Origin of the sequence: Streptococcus sp. CF4-3 (assembly GCF_024295385.1) — a bacterium.
Taxonomy (GTDB): domain Bacteria; phylum Bacillota; class Bacilli; order Lactobacillales; family Streptococcaceae; genus Streptococcus; species Streptococcus infantis_I.
On sequence record NZ_JANCPN010000004.1, the window covers coordinates 84,378 to 100,086 of the forward strand.

Consider the following 15,709-nt stretch of genomic DNA (forward strand, 5'->3'; position numbering starts at 1 on the left):
AAAAGTGGGATGTCATCAAGACTTCACAGCTCTTGATGCCCCGCTTTTTCTTTTGGTCTTGGTGCTCAGTCGCTTGCCAATTTTGGGTAAAGAGTGTATGATAGGAAAGGACCTTTTTACTAATATGAAAAATGAATAATGAATGAGGAAAAGATGAAACAATTTTTGGAAAAAGTGAGCATACTCTCCCTGTCGTTAGTATTGATCACATCGTTTTCAATTTCGAGTACCCTACCTGCCATGTTTGATTATTATCAGGGCTATTCGACTGGTCAGGTTGAACTCTTGGTCAGCCTCCCTTCCTTTGGGATTATGGCCATGCTTTTATTAAACGGAGTTCTAGAGCGTATTTTTCCTGAACGTCTCCAGTTGACCTTGGGACTTTTAATCTTGTCAATCAGCGGAACTGCACCTTTCTGGTATCAGGGTTATTACTTTGTCTTTGCGACACGCTTGCTATTTGGACTTGGAGTAGGGATGCTAAATGCCAAGGCTATTTCAATCATCAGTGAACGTTACCACGGAAAAACTCGTATCCAGATGCTTGGTTTTCGTGGGTCTGCCGAAGTAGTAGGAGCCTCTATCTTGACGCTGGCAGTCGGTCAGCTCTTGGCCTTTGGCTGGACAGCAACCTTCCTAGCCTATGCAGCTGGTCTAGTGGTACTCGTACTCTTCCTTCTCTTTGTCCCTTACAACAAGGAAGAAGTTCATGAGTCCAAGCATCAGACAGAAGAAGCAGCGAAACTGACTCGTTCCATGCTCCAATTGATTTTCTTCCTTGCTATTGCAGCCGCAGTGATTGTATGTACCAATACTGCTATCACCTTCCGCATCCCTAGTCTTATGATTGAGGTAGGGTTTGGAGATGCTCAGTTGTCCAGTTTGGTACTTAGTGGTATGCAGTTGGTTGGGATTCTAGCTGGAATCAGCTTTTCTTTCCTGATTTCGACCTTCAAGGAAAGACTTCTATTGGTCGCTGGTGTCACTTTTGGGATCGGGCAAATCATCATTGCTCTTTCCCCATCACTCTGGGTGGTGGTTGCAGGTTCTATCCTAGGAGGATTTGCCTACAGCATCGCTCTGACGACAGTCTTTCAGTTGATATCTGAGCGAATTCCTGCAAAACTCCTCAACAAAGCAACTTCCTATGCTGTTTTGGGATGTTCTTTTGGAGCATCATTAACACCCTTCGTTCTTTCAGGGATTGGCTTGGTGACTACAGATGGTCGAATGACCTTCATCATTCTAGGAGCATGGATGATTGCTACATCAGTGCTTGTTTCCCTTTTATTGAAAAAAGAAGCCTAACAAAGAAAAACTCAAGGATGAATCCTTGAGTTTTTTGTGTATTAGCCAAACATCTGCCAAAAATAATCGATGATGTAGGTCAAGCCATAAGTGTAAACGACCAGGGTAAAGGGTTTGGTCAGGATGATAATGGTCATATACCGCTTGAAACTCATCTTGGTCAAAGCAGCCAACATGCAGAGAAAATCAGCTGGACTAACGGGCCAAATCATCATAAAGATAAAAAAACGGTCAAAGCGATTGCCCTCATCTAACCAACCGATATACTTGTCATAGGTGCGTTTGCTGACCATGGACTGGACAAAGGGTGCTCCGTAGAGACGAACCAAGTAAAAGATAATGGCACAACCAATGACAATACCGATATAGTTGTAAATGGTCCCGATGATATGCCCATAGATAAAGACACCTGCAACGGAGGTAAGAGCACCTGGAATGATAGGAACAACCGTCTGCAAAATCTGTAAAAAAATAAAGAGTGGTGGCCCCCAGACACCCGCCTGTTGGATAAAGGCAGATAGGGTTTCCTTGGAGTGCAAGATACCCGCCTGATAGGCCCAGATACAGAATATTACAGTAGCAACTCCACCGACGATGGAGGAAATATGAATCGCTTGCTGTAGAAGGGGAGAAACAGCTTTCATTTCTTTCTCGTGTGACATGTAAACTCCTCTTGTGTAGTATGATTCTACTATACCATATTTTAGGGAGAAAGACTACATGGTTTTTGGGAAGGAAGTAGGATCTAGAAGGCGTTTTCTTCTAGGAATATGATATAATAATAGATAATTAAGAATTCGATAAATTGGAGAGATAGTCTGAAGGATATTGTTAGTAAAAATAGACAGTTCTGACTAGCAAAAGGAAGTTTTATGGCAAAGAGAAAAGATTTTTCTGAATTAACTAGGGTTCAAATTCCAGCAGCTCTGCATCTCATGCGTATGGGCTATACCTATCTTCCTCGCAATGGGAAGGAAATTGCAGAAAGAGATCCAGATACCAATATCCTCGTATCTGTTTTTAAGGAGCAATTTTTAAAATTTAACAACTACTTGACAGAGGATGACTTTGAGAGAGAACTAGCCAATATCAAGTTGGAACTTGATCAAAACGATTTGGGACGTTCTTTCTTTAAACGTCTGCAAGGTCAGGAAGATACCATTTATATTGACTGGGAGCATCCTGAAGCCAATACCTTCCATCTGGCGCTTGAAGTTACTTGCCAAAATGGTCAGGATGAATTTCGTCCGGATATCGTTATTTTTGTCAATGGTCTGCCTCTTTCTTATATCGAAGTGAAACAGCCCAATGCAATTCGTGATGGCAAGACTGGAATTCAGTCAGAGTAGGACAGAACCAGATACCGTTTTGAAAACCGTAAGTTCCGTCGTTTTAACAATATCACCCAGTTGATATCCTTATCTGATAACTTAGCGTATATCAGTGGACAAGGTCAGCAAAAACAGGGTTCTTATTACGGTTCAAACGCCTATTCAAAAACCAAATTTAATGCCTTCAAGGAAGAAAGAGTAGAAGATTTCCTTCATTCCCTTACCCCTCTAACCGAGGACCAAATCGACTTTGTCCTAGAAGACATGAAGCGCTTTGCCCTCAAGTCCCAGCCAGAGTTTACAACAAACCTAAACCCTGATACACCTTGCAATGCCTTCCTGTCTTCTTTGTACCAGAAGGAACGCTTGCTCTTTATGCTTCGTTTTGGTCTGGTCTATGTCGAAGAAGAGAGTAAGGACGGTCAGATGCAACTGCAGAAGCACGTCATGCGCTATCCTCAGTATTTTGCGACACGTGCTATCGAAGAAACGATCGCAAAAGGTGTCAAGAAAGGGGTTATCTGGCATACCCAAGGTTCTGGTAAGACTGCCTTGGCCTTCTTCAATATTCGCTATCTAACCAACTATTTCTCAAAAGAGGGAATCGTTCCTCAGTTTTACTTTGTCGTCGATCGTTTGGACTTGGCAGACCAAGCCTTTAAGGAATTCACCAAACGAGGCCTCAAGGTTAAGCGCATTAATAACCCACAAGAACTCAATCAAAAACAAGACGGTTATGATGTCGCTGTAGTCAATATCCAGAAGTTTAAGGATGATTCAGATCTGACAGACCGCTCTGGCTATGATCTCAATCGTCAAAATGTCTACTTTATCGATGAAGCCCACCGTTCTTATAATGAACGAGGTTCCTACCTGCCAAATCTCTATCAAGCAGATACCAAGGCCATTAAGATTGCCTTGACAGGAACGCCTCTCATCACCTATAAGAAAGATGGCAAGACCAAGGAAAGTCATGCGACCACGCGTGATATCTTTGGAGACTATATCCACAAATACTACTACAACCAGTCTATCGATGACGGCTTTACCCTACGCCTGATGCGAGAAGATATCGAGTCCTCCTATAAGGATAATCTCAGAACCATCAACGAAGAAATCCAACGTGGCGACCTGTCCAAGGAAGATATCTTTGCCCACCCTCACTATGTGGAGCCTATGCTGAACTTTATCATCGAGGACTTCAATCGTGCGCGTGATTTGGTCTTTGATGACCAGACCATCGGTGGCATGATTGTCTGTGACTCGTCTAAGCAGGCGCGTGAGCTTGAAAAGCAATTAGAAGAACGACGTCAAGCTGGCTCAACCACCTTGACTTCCGCTCTCATCCTCCATGATGAGGGAGATAAGGAAGAGAAGAAGGACAAGGTAGATGCCTACAAGGAAGGTAAGATTGATCTCGTTATCGTCTACTCTATGCTTCTGACAGGTTTTGATGCACCTCGTCTCAAGCGCCTCTACCTAGGGCGCAAGATCAAGGCTCACAATCTTTTGCAAACACTAACCCGTGTCAATCGTCCTTACAAGGACTACCTCTTTGGCTATGTCATTGACTTTGCGGATATTTCCAAGGAGTTTGACAAGACCAATCGTGCCTATCTGGAAGAACTCAACCAAGAGTATGATACGGCGCTAACAGGAGAAAACGGCGAGGATGTTTTTGGCTCGCTCTTTGTATCAGCAGATGAGATTTCTCAAGAGTTGAGCAAGACCGAGCATATCCTCATCGACTATCCAACGGACAATTTAGAATACTTCTCCCAAGCCATCAATGACATCAAGGATAAGAAGCAGTTAATCGATCTTCGTAAGGCCTTGGAGTCTATTAAGCAGTACTACAATATCGCCCGTCTCCTCGGCTACGACCACCTGCTCCAGCAGATTGATATCGCTCAGATTGCAACCCTGCTCAATGTCCTCTCTAGACGGATGCTGACGCTATCTCTGATAGATAAGCCAGATGACTTCTCTAGCCGGACGCTTCTAAATCTTGCCATGTCTGAAACTAGCTTTAGCTTTGTCAAGATTGCAGAAGAAGAACTTCGTCTAGCAGCCAATGACTTGGAAGACTTGAAACGTCGAGTTGCAAGTGGCATTAAGAACCAACGTGATGAGAAAGATCCTGAGTGGGTCACTCTCTACGAAGAATTCCAGCGCATCATGAAAAAACACCTGATCCATGGCCAAGAAGGCTTCACCATGGAAAATATCAAAGAAACCCAAAAAGACTATGAGGAGCTCTTTAAGTCCGTGGAGGACTATCATACTCGTATGAGACGCCTAGCTATGAACTTTAACGGAGATGAGATGGCAGCTCGTTCCTACAAGCACGTGACCAACTCGACCATGGTCAGTGAGTTTCCAGCTATTTACCATGTCATCAAGGGTTCTAAAGTTAGACTAGACCGTAAAATCGGTCAAAACCAAGGAGTGCTTGATAACGAGGACTTTCTCAAGAAAATGATTCGAGAAGAAGCTCGGATTGAAATGAAAACCAACCAATCTGCAAGTAGTTTGACTAGAGAGGATTTTAATTATATCGTAGAGTCACTATTTGAAGGATATGAAGAGGAATACCAACACTAATGAATGAAACATACAAAGTCCAAGTCCAAGACTTGGTAGATGATTTGAAAGCTGTCTTTACCCACGCAGGATTAGGAGGAGAAGCGGGTGAGTACAAACTCCTCACCCAGTCCTTCCTCTACAAATTTTTAAATGACAAGTTTTTGTATCAAGCCAAGGTCCTAGATGAATCTAATACCTATGAAAACTTGTTGGCTATGAGTGAGGAAGACTATGACTGGCTTTTGGAGGATATCGGTACCAGCACGGCTTGGCTCAAGCCAGACCAGTTGATTGAAACCCTCCACCGTCAGCAAAACGAAGCGACTTTCTATGAAACTTTTGAAAATACTCTCAACCAAATCGCCATTGATAATAACGATATTTTCTCTGTGCATACAGACGGAGATACTGCTATTCGTCTCTTTGATGAGCGTTTGATTACGGATACTATCTCGGATAGCAGTAAGCGCAACGAGGTAGCAAAGGCCATCATCAATCTCCTTGCACGCGTCAAGTTTGATGAGACCATTTTTTCACAAGGCTTTGACTTTTTCTCAACTCTCTTTGAGTACATGATCAAGGACTACAACAAAGATGGTGGAGGCAAGTATGCTGAGTACTATACGCCTCACTCTGTGGCTAAGATTATCGCGGATATCTTGGTGGGAGATGATAAACCTCAAAACGTGCGGATCTATGACCCATCAGCTGGTTCGGGCACCTTGCTTATGAACTTGGCTAGTCGTATCGGTGTGGATAAAACTACAGTCTATAGTCAGGATATCTCGCAAAAATCGTCTAATCTCCTCCGTCTCAATCTGATCTTGAATGGACTTCAACACTCCATTCATAATATCGTACAGGGAAATACCATCATCGCTAATCGACATCCTGAAAAGATGGACTATATCGTGTCCAACCCTCCTTTCAAGCTGGACTTTTCAGAGTGGCGTGACCAAGTGGAGACCTTGCCAGAAGCCAGTGAGCGTTTCTTTGCAGGTGTGCCAAAGGTTCCAGCTAAGTCTAAGGACAAGATGGCAATTTATGAGCTCTTTGTTCAGCATATCATTTACTCCCTGAAACCAGATGGTCAGGCAGCCGTTGTCTTGCCAACAGGCTTTATCACTGCCCAGTCAGGGATTGACAAGACCATCCGTCAACACTTGGTGGATAATCAAATGCTGGCTGGTGTTGTCTCTATGCCGTCCAATATCTTTGCGACGACAGGTACCAACGTTTCCACCCTCTTTATTGATAAGAAAAATAAGGGCGATGTCGTCCTCATCGATGCATCAAACCTAGGAACCAAGGTCAAGGAAGGCAAGAACCAAAAGACTGTACTCTCTCCTGAGGAAGAACAGAAAATCGTCGAGACCTTTATCCAGAAAGAAGCCGTCGAGGACTTTTCAGTCACCGTCTCTTATGAGGATATCAAGGAGAAAAATTACTCACTCAGCGCAGGTCAATACTTTGACATCAAGATTGACTATGTAGATATCTCAGCAGAAGAGTTTGAAGAAAAGATGACCGACTTTCAAAGCAAACTCTCAGACCTCTTCCAGCAATCGCATGCATTGGAGCAGGAGATTGAAGAGCAAATGAAGGGGTTGAAGTATGAGTGAGTTTGTTAGTTTATTAAAGACTTGTGAAATTGCGACTGGGAAATTAGATTCGAATGCGATGGTTAATGGGGGGAAGTATCCGTTTTTTACTTGTGCACCTAATCCCTTATCTATCAATACTTACAGTTTTGATGATGATGTTATTCTTCTTGCTGGTAATAATGCATCTGGAAAGTTTCACTGTCAAAGATACACAGGGAAATTTGATGCTTATCAACGAACTTATGTCATTACAGCAAAAAATAACTTTAATATAGATTATATCTATTATTATTTAAAAATGAATCTTTTATCTTTTTCAAAAAAGGCTCAGGGTTCGCAGACAAAATTTCTTACAATGAAAATTCTTAATGATTTTGTAATTAAGAATATTAGTTTAGATAATCAAATTAAAATATCATCTGTTTTAAAAAATATTGACCAAAAAATCCAAATCAACAACCAAATCAACCAAGAGTTGGAAGCCATGGCTAAGACCCTATATGACTACTGGTTTGTCCAGTTTGATTTCCCAGACCAGAATGGCAAACCCTACAAATCATCAGGCGGAAAGATGGTCTATAACCCAGAACTCAAACGCGAAATCCCAGAGGGGTGGGGAGTGGAGAAGTTGGGGGAATTGATAGAACTTGAACGAGGTGTAACCTACGCTAAATCGGATATTGTGGAGAAAACGACTAATGATGCTATTGGGGTACTAAGAGCAACTAATATTACAGGGAATGTAATGGACCTAAATGATCTTGTTTATCTTACAAAAGATAAAATCAATAATAAACAGATTCTTAAACAGAATGAAACTTTAATTGTAATGTCAAGTGGCAGTAAAGAACATCTGGGTAAGAATGCGATTAATTATTATGAAGAAGTAATTGGATTTGGTGCTTTTTGCTCAAAAATTGTTCCCAAAAAATATAGTACTTATATAAATACTTTTCTACAATCATCTGAATTTAAGGGTTATCTATTGAAACAATCAATGGGGACAAATATTAATAATTTGACAAACAGTGACATACTAGATTGTAGAATTATTTTACCTAAAGAGGAAATTTTGGATAAATTTGAAAATATGGTCGAAAAGAATATTAGATTAATTTCAAATAATTATATTCAAAACAAAGAACTCACCCAACTTCGCGATTGGCTCTTGCCCATGCTGATGAATGGACAGGTGAAGGTGGAGTAGAGTCACAATAGAGAGAGGAGTTTATTTTTTATGGGGGATGTGGTTGAATATTTTAGGTTATCAGATATAGGATATTCACTTCCAAATGTGATTTTTATTAGAATAGAACCCAGTAATTTAAAGGTTACAATAAATGATATTATTTGTTCTTTAAACAATCTTTCTTGGATTGAAACTTTTGATGAAGAATATATAAAGAATTCTTTTAAGATTCGAGCTAATGCGACAGCTGAGTATTTATCAAGTCAGTTAAAACATTTTCAACAAGATAAAGTCACTACTGAAATAGGAGAAACAGTAGTGTCAGAATTATCGAGGCTGGCTATAGTTAATGAATTAGATTATCTCGACATTCCTTTAGCTGAATTATTTAAACAGAAACTTTCTGGTAATCCTGGTTTTGACTTTTTTTCTGAGACACTATCTCAATTTATAGTATTTGGAGAAGCTAAATATGTTTCAAAAAGTAATGGATATGGTAAATCACTAGAGCAAATAGAAAGTTTTATCAGGAAAAAGAGAGATGATTCTGATTTAAATGATATAGATAAATTTGTTTCTATATCATCTTTAAACAATCATACTCAAAATCATAAAGCTTTTGCATGTGCTTTTTCAGCTACAAGTATTACGACAGAAACTTTAATTAAAAATATTTTAAAAAATAAAAATTTTAATAAAATAAAACATCATAAAGAAATAATTCTAATTGCGGTGAACGTTTAATGGGAAATATAATAAAAAAAATTGTATTAAATGAAAATGTCGAGGAGATTTTTAAGCTAACGATTGAATCAATATACAAAAACGGTCCCACTTCTACTACAGATTTAGAAATTCTATGTTATATAAAAATATTTTATCCGGAACTATTCGAACAATATGAACATCAAATTTTAAAATTTATGGGACTGTACTTTAAAGATTTAGATACGGAATCACTTTTAGAAGTTATTTTTGGTATGTATCAAAGGCATATTGAAGATGAATACAATATAAAATATACTCCTGTTCAATCAAAAATTGTCGATGAAACTCATAGTAATAAATATTTCAGTTTTTCTGCACCGACAAGTACTGGAAAATCATTTGTTTTTAGAAAATTAATAGAGGAAAGTGATAAAGATGTGGTAATAGTAGTGCCATCAAGAGCATTGATTAATGAATACTTTGAATTACTAAATGACCATTTTACTTATTCTCATATAAATATTTTAACCTTCGTTGATAAAATAAATACTAAACATGCAACAAGGAATATTTTTATTTTAACTCCTGAAAGATGTAAAGATTTATTTAAATTCAAAAATGATTTTGATATAGACTTTTTTTTATTTGATGAAGCTCAATTAGGTGATGAAAGAAGTGCTCGTGGTTTATATTTTGATAGTATTATTAGACGAGCAAAACGTAGTTTTCCAGGAACAAAGTTTATATTTGCCCATCCATTTATTGAAAATCCTAATGCACAGTTTGAAAAGAATAATTTTGAAGAAGAACAATCAAATGCAAGAAACTTTAACATAAAAAATGTTGGACAAATATTCTATTCTCTAGATAAAGATAATAGCTTTTATCACTTTGGTATTGATAAGAACATTATGGGTAAAAGTAGAGTGAAATGTGCTTATGACCCAATTGAAATGGTTTTAAGTGAGAATGGAAGTGTACTAGTATTTTGTACGAAAACTAGTATACTTAGTCGTAAAATTTTTAAAGAATTTGAAAAGTATCTTCGTTTTTGTGAAGTATTATCTGATCCAGAGGCGTTGAAAATTATAGCTGAAATAGCTGATATCATTGGTGGTAGCGATGATATAAATGAAGATAGATATTCTGAAGTAATTAAATTTCTTAAAATAGGAGTTGTGACTCATCACGGTTCTATGCCTTTAAGAGTTAGAAGCTTAATTGAAAAGTTTACTAAATCAGGTTTTTGTAAAATTTGTTTTGCTACATCTACTTTAGAACAAGGGATAAATATGCCTTTTGATTTAGTTTATTTGAAGCATTTTACGGAATCAAAGCCGTTAGCTATAAAAAATATTATTGGGCGAGCAGGTCGAAGTACATTAGATAAGAAGTTTGATTATGGAACTGTAATTATCAGACATTCTAATATATCAGCTTTTCGAAAAATAATGCATAGTCCGAGTAAATTAAGAAGTAAATCATTATTAGATGAGACACTTTCAGGTAACTTGAGCGATTTGGAAGAATTTAGAAAATCAATTAATGACGGTAGTTTTTCAGATGAGTATAATTTAACGCCAAAACAGATTGAGGTATTGTCTAAAGATGATAGTTTAAGTCTAGCTCATAATATTATTGAATGTCTATTTATAGGTAATGATTTTAGAGAATTAAAGCAAATCGATAATAGAAAATTATCTAATGAATTTGAGAAAGTTTATGAGTTACATATCGGTAGAATATTATCCAATGGCGAAAAAGCTGTAATTGATACTAGTGTTCAAATAATGCTCTGGAGGATATTTGGAAAATCCTTCAAAGATATTTGTTTCTATAGGTATGCATATGTGAGTCGAAAAAAAGAAAGAGAAGATCCATCAGTTGATCATAGTGAATTAGATCCTAAATTTGTGATGCCTTGTAGTGATATTCCAAATAAGAGTTTGTCTGCATTTCCTCTTTTTCCTCAAGGAACCAAAGCGAATGATGTCAACTATGATTTAATTGTTTTTGATACTTATGACTATTTAGATAAGATTCTAAATTTTAGATTAGAAGATATATTTGTAGCTCTTTTCTATAAATACTTTGAAAAAACGGAAGATCTAAGAGCCGAAAAATTAGTCAAATTAATAAAATATGGTACCGATTCGGATAAACAGATATGGCTTCTGAGATATGGTTTTGATTTTGATGATGTCGAATGGATAGAACCATATGTTCAAAGTATAGATTCTACTGGCATTGAATTTGATAAAGAAATTTTACAGGAATCGGAAAAACGACTAAAAATAATTGGTAGGTACTATAATGGATAAATAAATCTGTTATAAGGAATAAAACTATTCACAATTTAAAGATTGTTTATGTTTTCTCATTGTTAGAAAATAATAAAGGTTACTAATTTTGAAATCCACAGATATGAACAAGAATCTAGGATACAAATGGTTTGAGATAATTTATTTTTCAAATCAGAAAGTTAGATTCATATCTTACTTAATTTAGGAAAGTATTTTTACTTCTGTAGAGAGTTGATGAGTAAGGATGGAGTAGGAGAAGAAAAATGAAAAAAATTTTTTCGATGTCAGAGCAAGAAATTTTAGATTTGATTCATATCACTATTGATCAGCTTACTAAATTAGTCGGAGGAAAAGTTCAGTATTGTACAAATATAGCTGAATGTCAGAATGAATCAAATTATTTTGTAGTAAATAACAATGTCGCAACAATCCATATTATGAGTAAGGATAATTCTGGTTATATTGTTCCACATTCATTGGAGCTAGCTAAGAGGCCCAAATGTGCGATATTTTATATCAATAAAAACGATTATAAAGATATTAAAAATCAAAAAGCGATAGTGGGTAAAAAGAAAAATCGTCCGAGTCTTGGAAATCCGGCGGGATGGGATAAAATAAATAGAATTAAAGACTATGATAGATACTTTCATCGAGGTCACATAATCGCTTATTCATTAGGTGGTGATAAAGAGATTCATGGTCATCCTTATAAAGCTTTGAAATCATTATTTACTCAAACTGCATGGAGTAATATGGGGAAAGCTACTAATAAGAACGGATTTGAAAATAAATTCAGTCAGTGGGATTTTGAAGAGAAAATTGTAGATGAACTGGAACAGAATTCGGTTTGTATTGCCTGTCGTCCTATTTATCGAAATAAAGCAGATAAGATTCCAATTGGAATACATATGCAGGCGGTAATAGAGAAAGAGTCTCTATTCAATGTCTTTATTCCTAATATTGATCCAAATATAAAAATAAATTATAAAAATTGCACATTTAAGTTAAATAAGTAATTGCATCCAAGTAAAATACAACTTTGTTTCCGTATTTCCTGGGAACTAGTAGAAAGTTAGGAGAAATATGGAAACTAACAACCAACGTGCCCTTTGTCAGCAACTCTGGGCGGAAAATAAATACCTTGTTTTGAGCCATTCCAGCAATATTTACAAGGACATTCGCCAGTATCTCAAGCAAGAAGTGGTGGAGGTGAGTCAGGTTCAAGAGATGATTGACCGTGCCTGCCAGATTCCGGAACACAGGGGTCAGGTTTGCAATGCCTTCCAGCATATTTGGGGCTATTTTAAAAAGCAAGCCAGCCTTGATGAGCGCAGAGACTATATGCTCTTGCTGGATCGCTATCGCTTTGGTCAAGCTTCCAAGGAGGACTTGATTGCTCAGACGAGAGAGTTGCTTGAACGTTACCCAAATGCTTATCTGCAACATTCTACCTTGCTGAAAGGAGACTCCCATGAGACTTTGGCATGAGGCTTTGATTTCACAACTTCCCCGTCCTCAGCTCTTGGGGCAACATCGAGAGTGCTGTGCCCTTCGTGGCAATGGCTGGGGCAGAAAGCATGCGACGGTGGACTATGTCTTTACCCACTCGCCTTATCGTCTCTATGCCTATCATGACTTGATCATGGAGGAGATGGCAGCCCGTGGCTACAAGGTCAGTCCAGAGTGGCTGGACAAGAACTACCGTGGCAAGACCTGCCCTTCTTATCAAGACTTAGCAGAGGAAAAGCTGAAAAGTCCTATCTATAGTGAGCATGACTATGCCTACTATGAGGAGTGTCTGGCAAATCTCCGTGACAAGGGGATAGAGCTGGAGTAATAGTAAGGATTATCTCCAATGGTTAACTCTTTTCTTAATTTTTTCGAATAATTAAAATGAGACCTTTAGAATGATTCTAAGGTCTTCTTTTTATAAATATTTGGATTTACTTTTATTAACTTTTGAGTTCTATTTATACGCCAAGAGCGAACGAAGTGAGCTTTTTGAGGATATTTTCCGCTATAGTGGTATTCTAGATAATAATTTTTTATTATCTAGAACGGGATTTTTGAGACACTCTGGCTCAAAAATTAGGGATGAAATTACGAAGTAATTTGCTCCCGTCCGCACTTTTCAAGGGGAATATCAAAATGAAGAAAAAGACATATAGTCTTTTCTAATACCAAGCCATAGGTAGCTTTCAATTCACTATTTTTTTGCGAAGAATATAACAACCTTGAAAGGTTACTAATCTATATCTACCAAAGGATTTGGGGAATCTTCTCCAAATCTTTTTTTGTGGTTTAAATCATGATATAGTTTCAAACTATATCAAAGCCTAATTTTTTACAATTATACAGACAGATTCTTTTCTGTTAAGATAGTTTCAACAACAATTTTTGGAGGACAAAACATGTCAACTACAATTATCGGTTTCCCTCGTTTGGGTGAATTCCGCGAATTAAAATTTACAACTGAAAAATACTTTAGAAAAGAAATCTCAGAAGAAGAACTCTTGGCTGCTGCGAAAGAATTGCGTGCAAAACACTGGAACATCGTCAAAGAAAAAGGCATCACTGAAATCCCATCAAATGACTTTTCTCACTATGACAACTTCCTAGATGCTGCTTTCCTTTTCAACGTAGTTCCTGCATCTGTTCAAAACTTGGAATTGTCTGATCTTGAACGTTACTTTGCTTTGGGACGCGGTTACCAAGGAGAAAAAGGGGATGTTCGTGCCCTTCCGATGAAGAAATGGTTCAACACTAACTACCACTACATCGTTCCTAAATTTGAAAAAGACACTCAAGTAAAATTGGCTGGTCACAAGATCTTCGATGAGTTCCAAGAAGCTAAAGAACTTGGTCTTAACACTCGTCCTGTCCTTGTAGGTCCATTCACTTTCCTTCAATTGTCAGACTATGAAGAAGGCGTGAAAGCAGAAGACTTCGTAGATAGCTTAGTAGCTGCTTACCAAGATGTTTTTGCTAAATTGGCTGAACTTGGTGCAACTCGTATCCAACTCGATGAAGCTGCTCTTGTCAAAGACTTGACAGAAGAAGAAAAAGCTCTCTTCTTGAACATCTACAACAAATTGTTGGCTGACAAAAAAGGTCTTGAAGTCTTGCTTCAAACTTACTTTGGTGACGTTCGTGACGTTTACGCTGACCTTGTGAAATTGCCAGTAGATGCGATCGGTCTTGACTTCGTTGAAGGTAAGAAAACTCTTGAACTCGTTAAAGGTGGATTCCCAGCTGACAAGACTCTCTATGCAGGTATTGTCAATGGTAAGAACATCTGGCGCAATAACTACGAAAAGAGCTTGGCTGTTCTTGAGCAAATCCCAGCTGAAAACATCGTTTTGACAAGCTCATGTTCACTTCTTCATGTGCCATTTACAACTGCTAATGAAGAATTTGAACCAGCTATCTTGAACCACTTTGCATTTGCAGTTGAAAAATTGGATGAGATCCGTGACTTGGATGCTATCCGCAACGGTCAAGGTGCAGAAGCTCTTGCAGCTAACAAAGAACTCTTTGCGACTGAACGTGTTGGTGAAAATGCGGAACTTCGTGCGCGTATCGCTGGATTGACAGACGCTGATTACACTCGTTTGCCAGCCTTTGCAGAACGTGAAGCTATCCAAGAAGATGCCTTCAAACTTCCAGCTCTTCCAACAACAACCATCGGTTCATTCCCTCAAACCAAGGAAGTTCGTGCTAAACGTTTGGCCTTCCGTAAGAGTGAATTGTCACAAGAAGAATACGATGCCTTCCTTGCTGAGACTATCGACGAATGGATTAAATGGCAAGAAGAAGTTGGATTTGACGTGCTTGTACACGGTGAATTCGAGCGTAATGACATGGTTGAGTACTTCGGTCAAAACTTGTCAGGTTACCTCTTCTCTAAGAATGGTTGGGTACAATCATACGGTATGCGTGGGGTTAAACCACCAATCATCTGGGGTGATGTGACTCGTCTCAACCCAATCACTGTGAAATGGTCTAGCTACGCACAAAGCCGTACTGACAAACCTGTTAAAGGTATGTTGACTGGACCTGTTACCATCCTTAACTGGTCATTCCCACGTGAAGACATCTCTATCAAGGATTCTACTCTTCAAATCGCTCTTGCTATCAAGGATGAAGTTCTTGACCTTGAAGCTGCAGGCGTGAAAATCATCCAAATCGACGAGGCTGCTCTTCGTGAGAAATTGCCACTCCGTCGTAGCGACTGGTACGAAGACTACCTTGACTGGGCTATTCCAGCCTTCCGCTTGGTACACTCAACAGTAGCACCAGATACACAAATCCACACTCACATGTGTTACTCAGAATTTACAGATATCATCCCAGCTATCGACAACATGGATGCGGACGTTATCTCATTTGAAGCTAGCCGTTCAAATCTTGAAATCTTGGACGAACTCAAAGCTCAAAACTTCCAGACAGAAGTGGGTCCTGGAGTTTACGATATCCACTCTCCTCGTGTGCCTAACGAAGGCGAAATCGACCACACAATCGAAGCTATCCTTGCTAAAGTACCAAGCAAGAAAGTATGGATCAACCCTGACTGTGGTTTGAAAACACGTGGTATCCCAGAAACGAAAGAAAGCTTGATCCGCCTTGTAGACGCTGCGAAAGCTGCGCGTGAGAAATTGTAAGAAAAGACAGTTCTCTCTA

At 38.5% G+C, this 15,709-nt stretch carries 10 protein-coding genes and 1 pseudogene; 10 read left to right on the top strand and 1 reads right to left on the bottom strand.

What is annotated here, in order from left to right; all coding sequences use genetic code 11:
* Positions 1-153: 153 nt before the first annotated feature.
* Positions 154-1,308 carry an MFS transporter gene (locus tag NML75_RS04890; RefSeq protein ID WP_254804197.1) on the top strand — a complete coding sequence of 385 codons (1,155 nt, stop codon included), beginning with the start codon at positions 154-156 and terminating at the stop codon, positions 1,306-1,308.
* Positions 1,309-1,349: 41 nt separating this feature from the next.
* Here the strand turns inward: NML75_RS04890 and NML75_RS04895 are convergent, their stop codons facing one another.
* A complete protein-coding gene (locus NML75_RS04895; RefSeq protein ID WP_225750099.1) occupies positions 1,350-1,970 on the bottom strand; it encodes a TVP38/TMEM64 family protein in 621 nt (206 codons plus the stop codon).
* 210 nt (positions 1,971-2,180) lie between these two features.
* Here NML75_RS04895 and NML75_RS04900 point away from each other — a divergent pair.
* From NML75_RS04900 to metE, 9 genes and pseudogenes are all read left to right on the top strand, one after another.
* Positions 2,181-5,243, top strand: a pseudogene (locus tag NML75_RS04900) (DEAD/DEAH box helicase family protein).
* Positions 5,243-6,847, top strand: coding sequence for an HsdM family class I SAM-dependent methyltransferase (locus tag NML75_RS04905; protein ID WP_254804198.1), 1,605 nt, complete (start codon positions 5,243-5,245; stop codon positions 6,845-6,847). Before NML75_RS04900 ends, NML75_RS04905 begins: the two are co-directional and overlap by 1 nt.
* On the top strand, positions 6,840-8,036 hold the full coding sequence (locus NML75_RS04910; RefSeq protein WP_254804199.1) for a restriction endonuclease subunit S: 1,197 nt from the start codon (positions 6,840-6,842) through the stop codon (positions 8,034-8,036). The genes NML75_RS04905 and NML75_RS04910 overlap by 8 nt, the downstream gene beginning before the upstream one ends.
* A 30-nt stretch (positions 8,037-8,066) precedes the next feature.
* On the top strand, positions 8,067-8,762 hold the full coding sequence (locus NML75_RS04915; protein ID WP_254804200.1) for a hypothetical protein: 696 nt from the start codon (positions 8,067-8,069) through the stop codon (positions 8,760-8,762).
* Complete coding sequence (locus NML75_RS04920) at positions 8,762-11,047, top strand: DEAD/DEAH box helicase (RefSeq protein WP_254804201.1); 2,286 nt, start codon at positions 8,762-8,764, stop codon at positions 11,045-11,047. The genes NML75_RS04915 and NML75_RS04920 overlap by 1 nt, the downstream gene beginning before the upstream one ends.
* Positions 11,048-11,292: 245 nt before the next feature.
* On the top strand, positions 11,293-12,045 hold the full coding sequence (locus NML75_RS04925; RefSeq protein ID WP_254804202.1) for a DNA/RNA non-specific endonuclease: 753 nt from the start codon (positions 11,293-11,295) through the stop codon (positions 12,043-12,045).
* A gap of 67 nt (positions 12,046-12,112) precedes the next feature.
* Entirely contained in the window at positions 12,113-12,517 is a 405-nt protein-coding gene (locus NML75_RS04930; protein ID WP_254804203.1) for a YbgA family protein, read from the top strand.
* Positions 12,501-12,866 (top strand): TIGR02328 family protein, encoded by a 366-nt coding sequence (locus tag NML75_RS04935; protein ID WP_254804204.1) that lies wholly within the window; start codon positions 12,501-12,503, stop codon positions 12,864-12,866. Before NML75_RS04930 ends, NML75_RS04935 begins: the two co-directional genes overlap by 17 nt.
* Before the next feature lie 574 nt (positions 12,867-13,440).
* Positions 13,441-15,690, top strand: a complete 2,250-nt coding sequence (gene metE / locus NML75_RS04940; protein ID WP_254804205.1) for a 5-methyltetrahydropteroyltriglutamate--homocysteine S-methyltransferase — start codon at positions 13,441-13,443, stop codon at positions 15,688-15,690.
* Positions 15,691-15,709 lie beyond the last annotated feature (19 nt).

Coding starts and splice junctions, on each gene's coding strand:
- metE (WP_254804205.1), top strand. CDS start 13,441: ATGTCAACTACAATTATCGGTTTCCCTCGTTTGGGTGAATTCCGCGAA.
- NML75_RS04890 (WP_254804197.1), top strand. CDS start 154: ATGAAACAATTTTTGGAAAAAGTGAGCATACTCTCCCTGTCGTTAGTA.
- NML75_RS04910 (WP_254804199.1), top strand. CDS start 6,840: ATGAGTGAGTTTGTTAGTTTATTAAAGACTTGTGAAATTGCGACTGGG.
- NML75_RS04920 (WP_254804201.1), top strand. CDS start 8,762: ATGGGAAATATAATAAAAAAAATTGTATTAAATGAAAATGTCGAGGAG.
- NML75_RS04925 (WP_254804202.1), top strand. CDS start 11,293: ATGAAAAAAATTTTTTCGATGTCAGAGCAAGAAATTTTAGATTTGATT.
- NML75_RS04930 (WP_254804203.1), top strand. CDS start 12,113: ATGGAAACTAACAACCAACGTGCCCTTTGTCAGCAACTCTGGGCGGAA.
- NML75_RS04935 (WP_254804204.1), top strand. CDS start 12,501: ATGAGACTTTGGCATGAGGCTTTGATTTCACAACTTCCCCGTCCTCAG.
- NML75_RS04905 (WP_254804198.1), top strand. CDS start 5,243: ATGAATGAAACATACAAAGTCCAAGTCCAAGACTTGGTAGATGATTTG.
- NML75_RS04895 (WP_225750099.1), bottom strand. CDS start 1,970: ATGTCACACGAGAAAGAAATGAAAGCTGTTTCTCCCCTTCTACAGCAA.
- NML75_RS04915 (WP_254804200.1), top strand. CDS start 8,067: ATGGGGGATGTGGTTGAATATTTTAGGTTATCAGATATAGGATATTCA.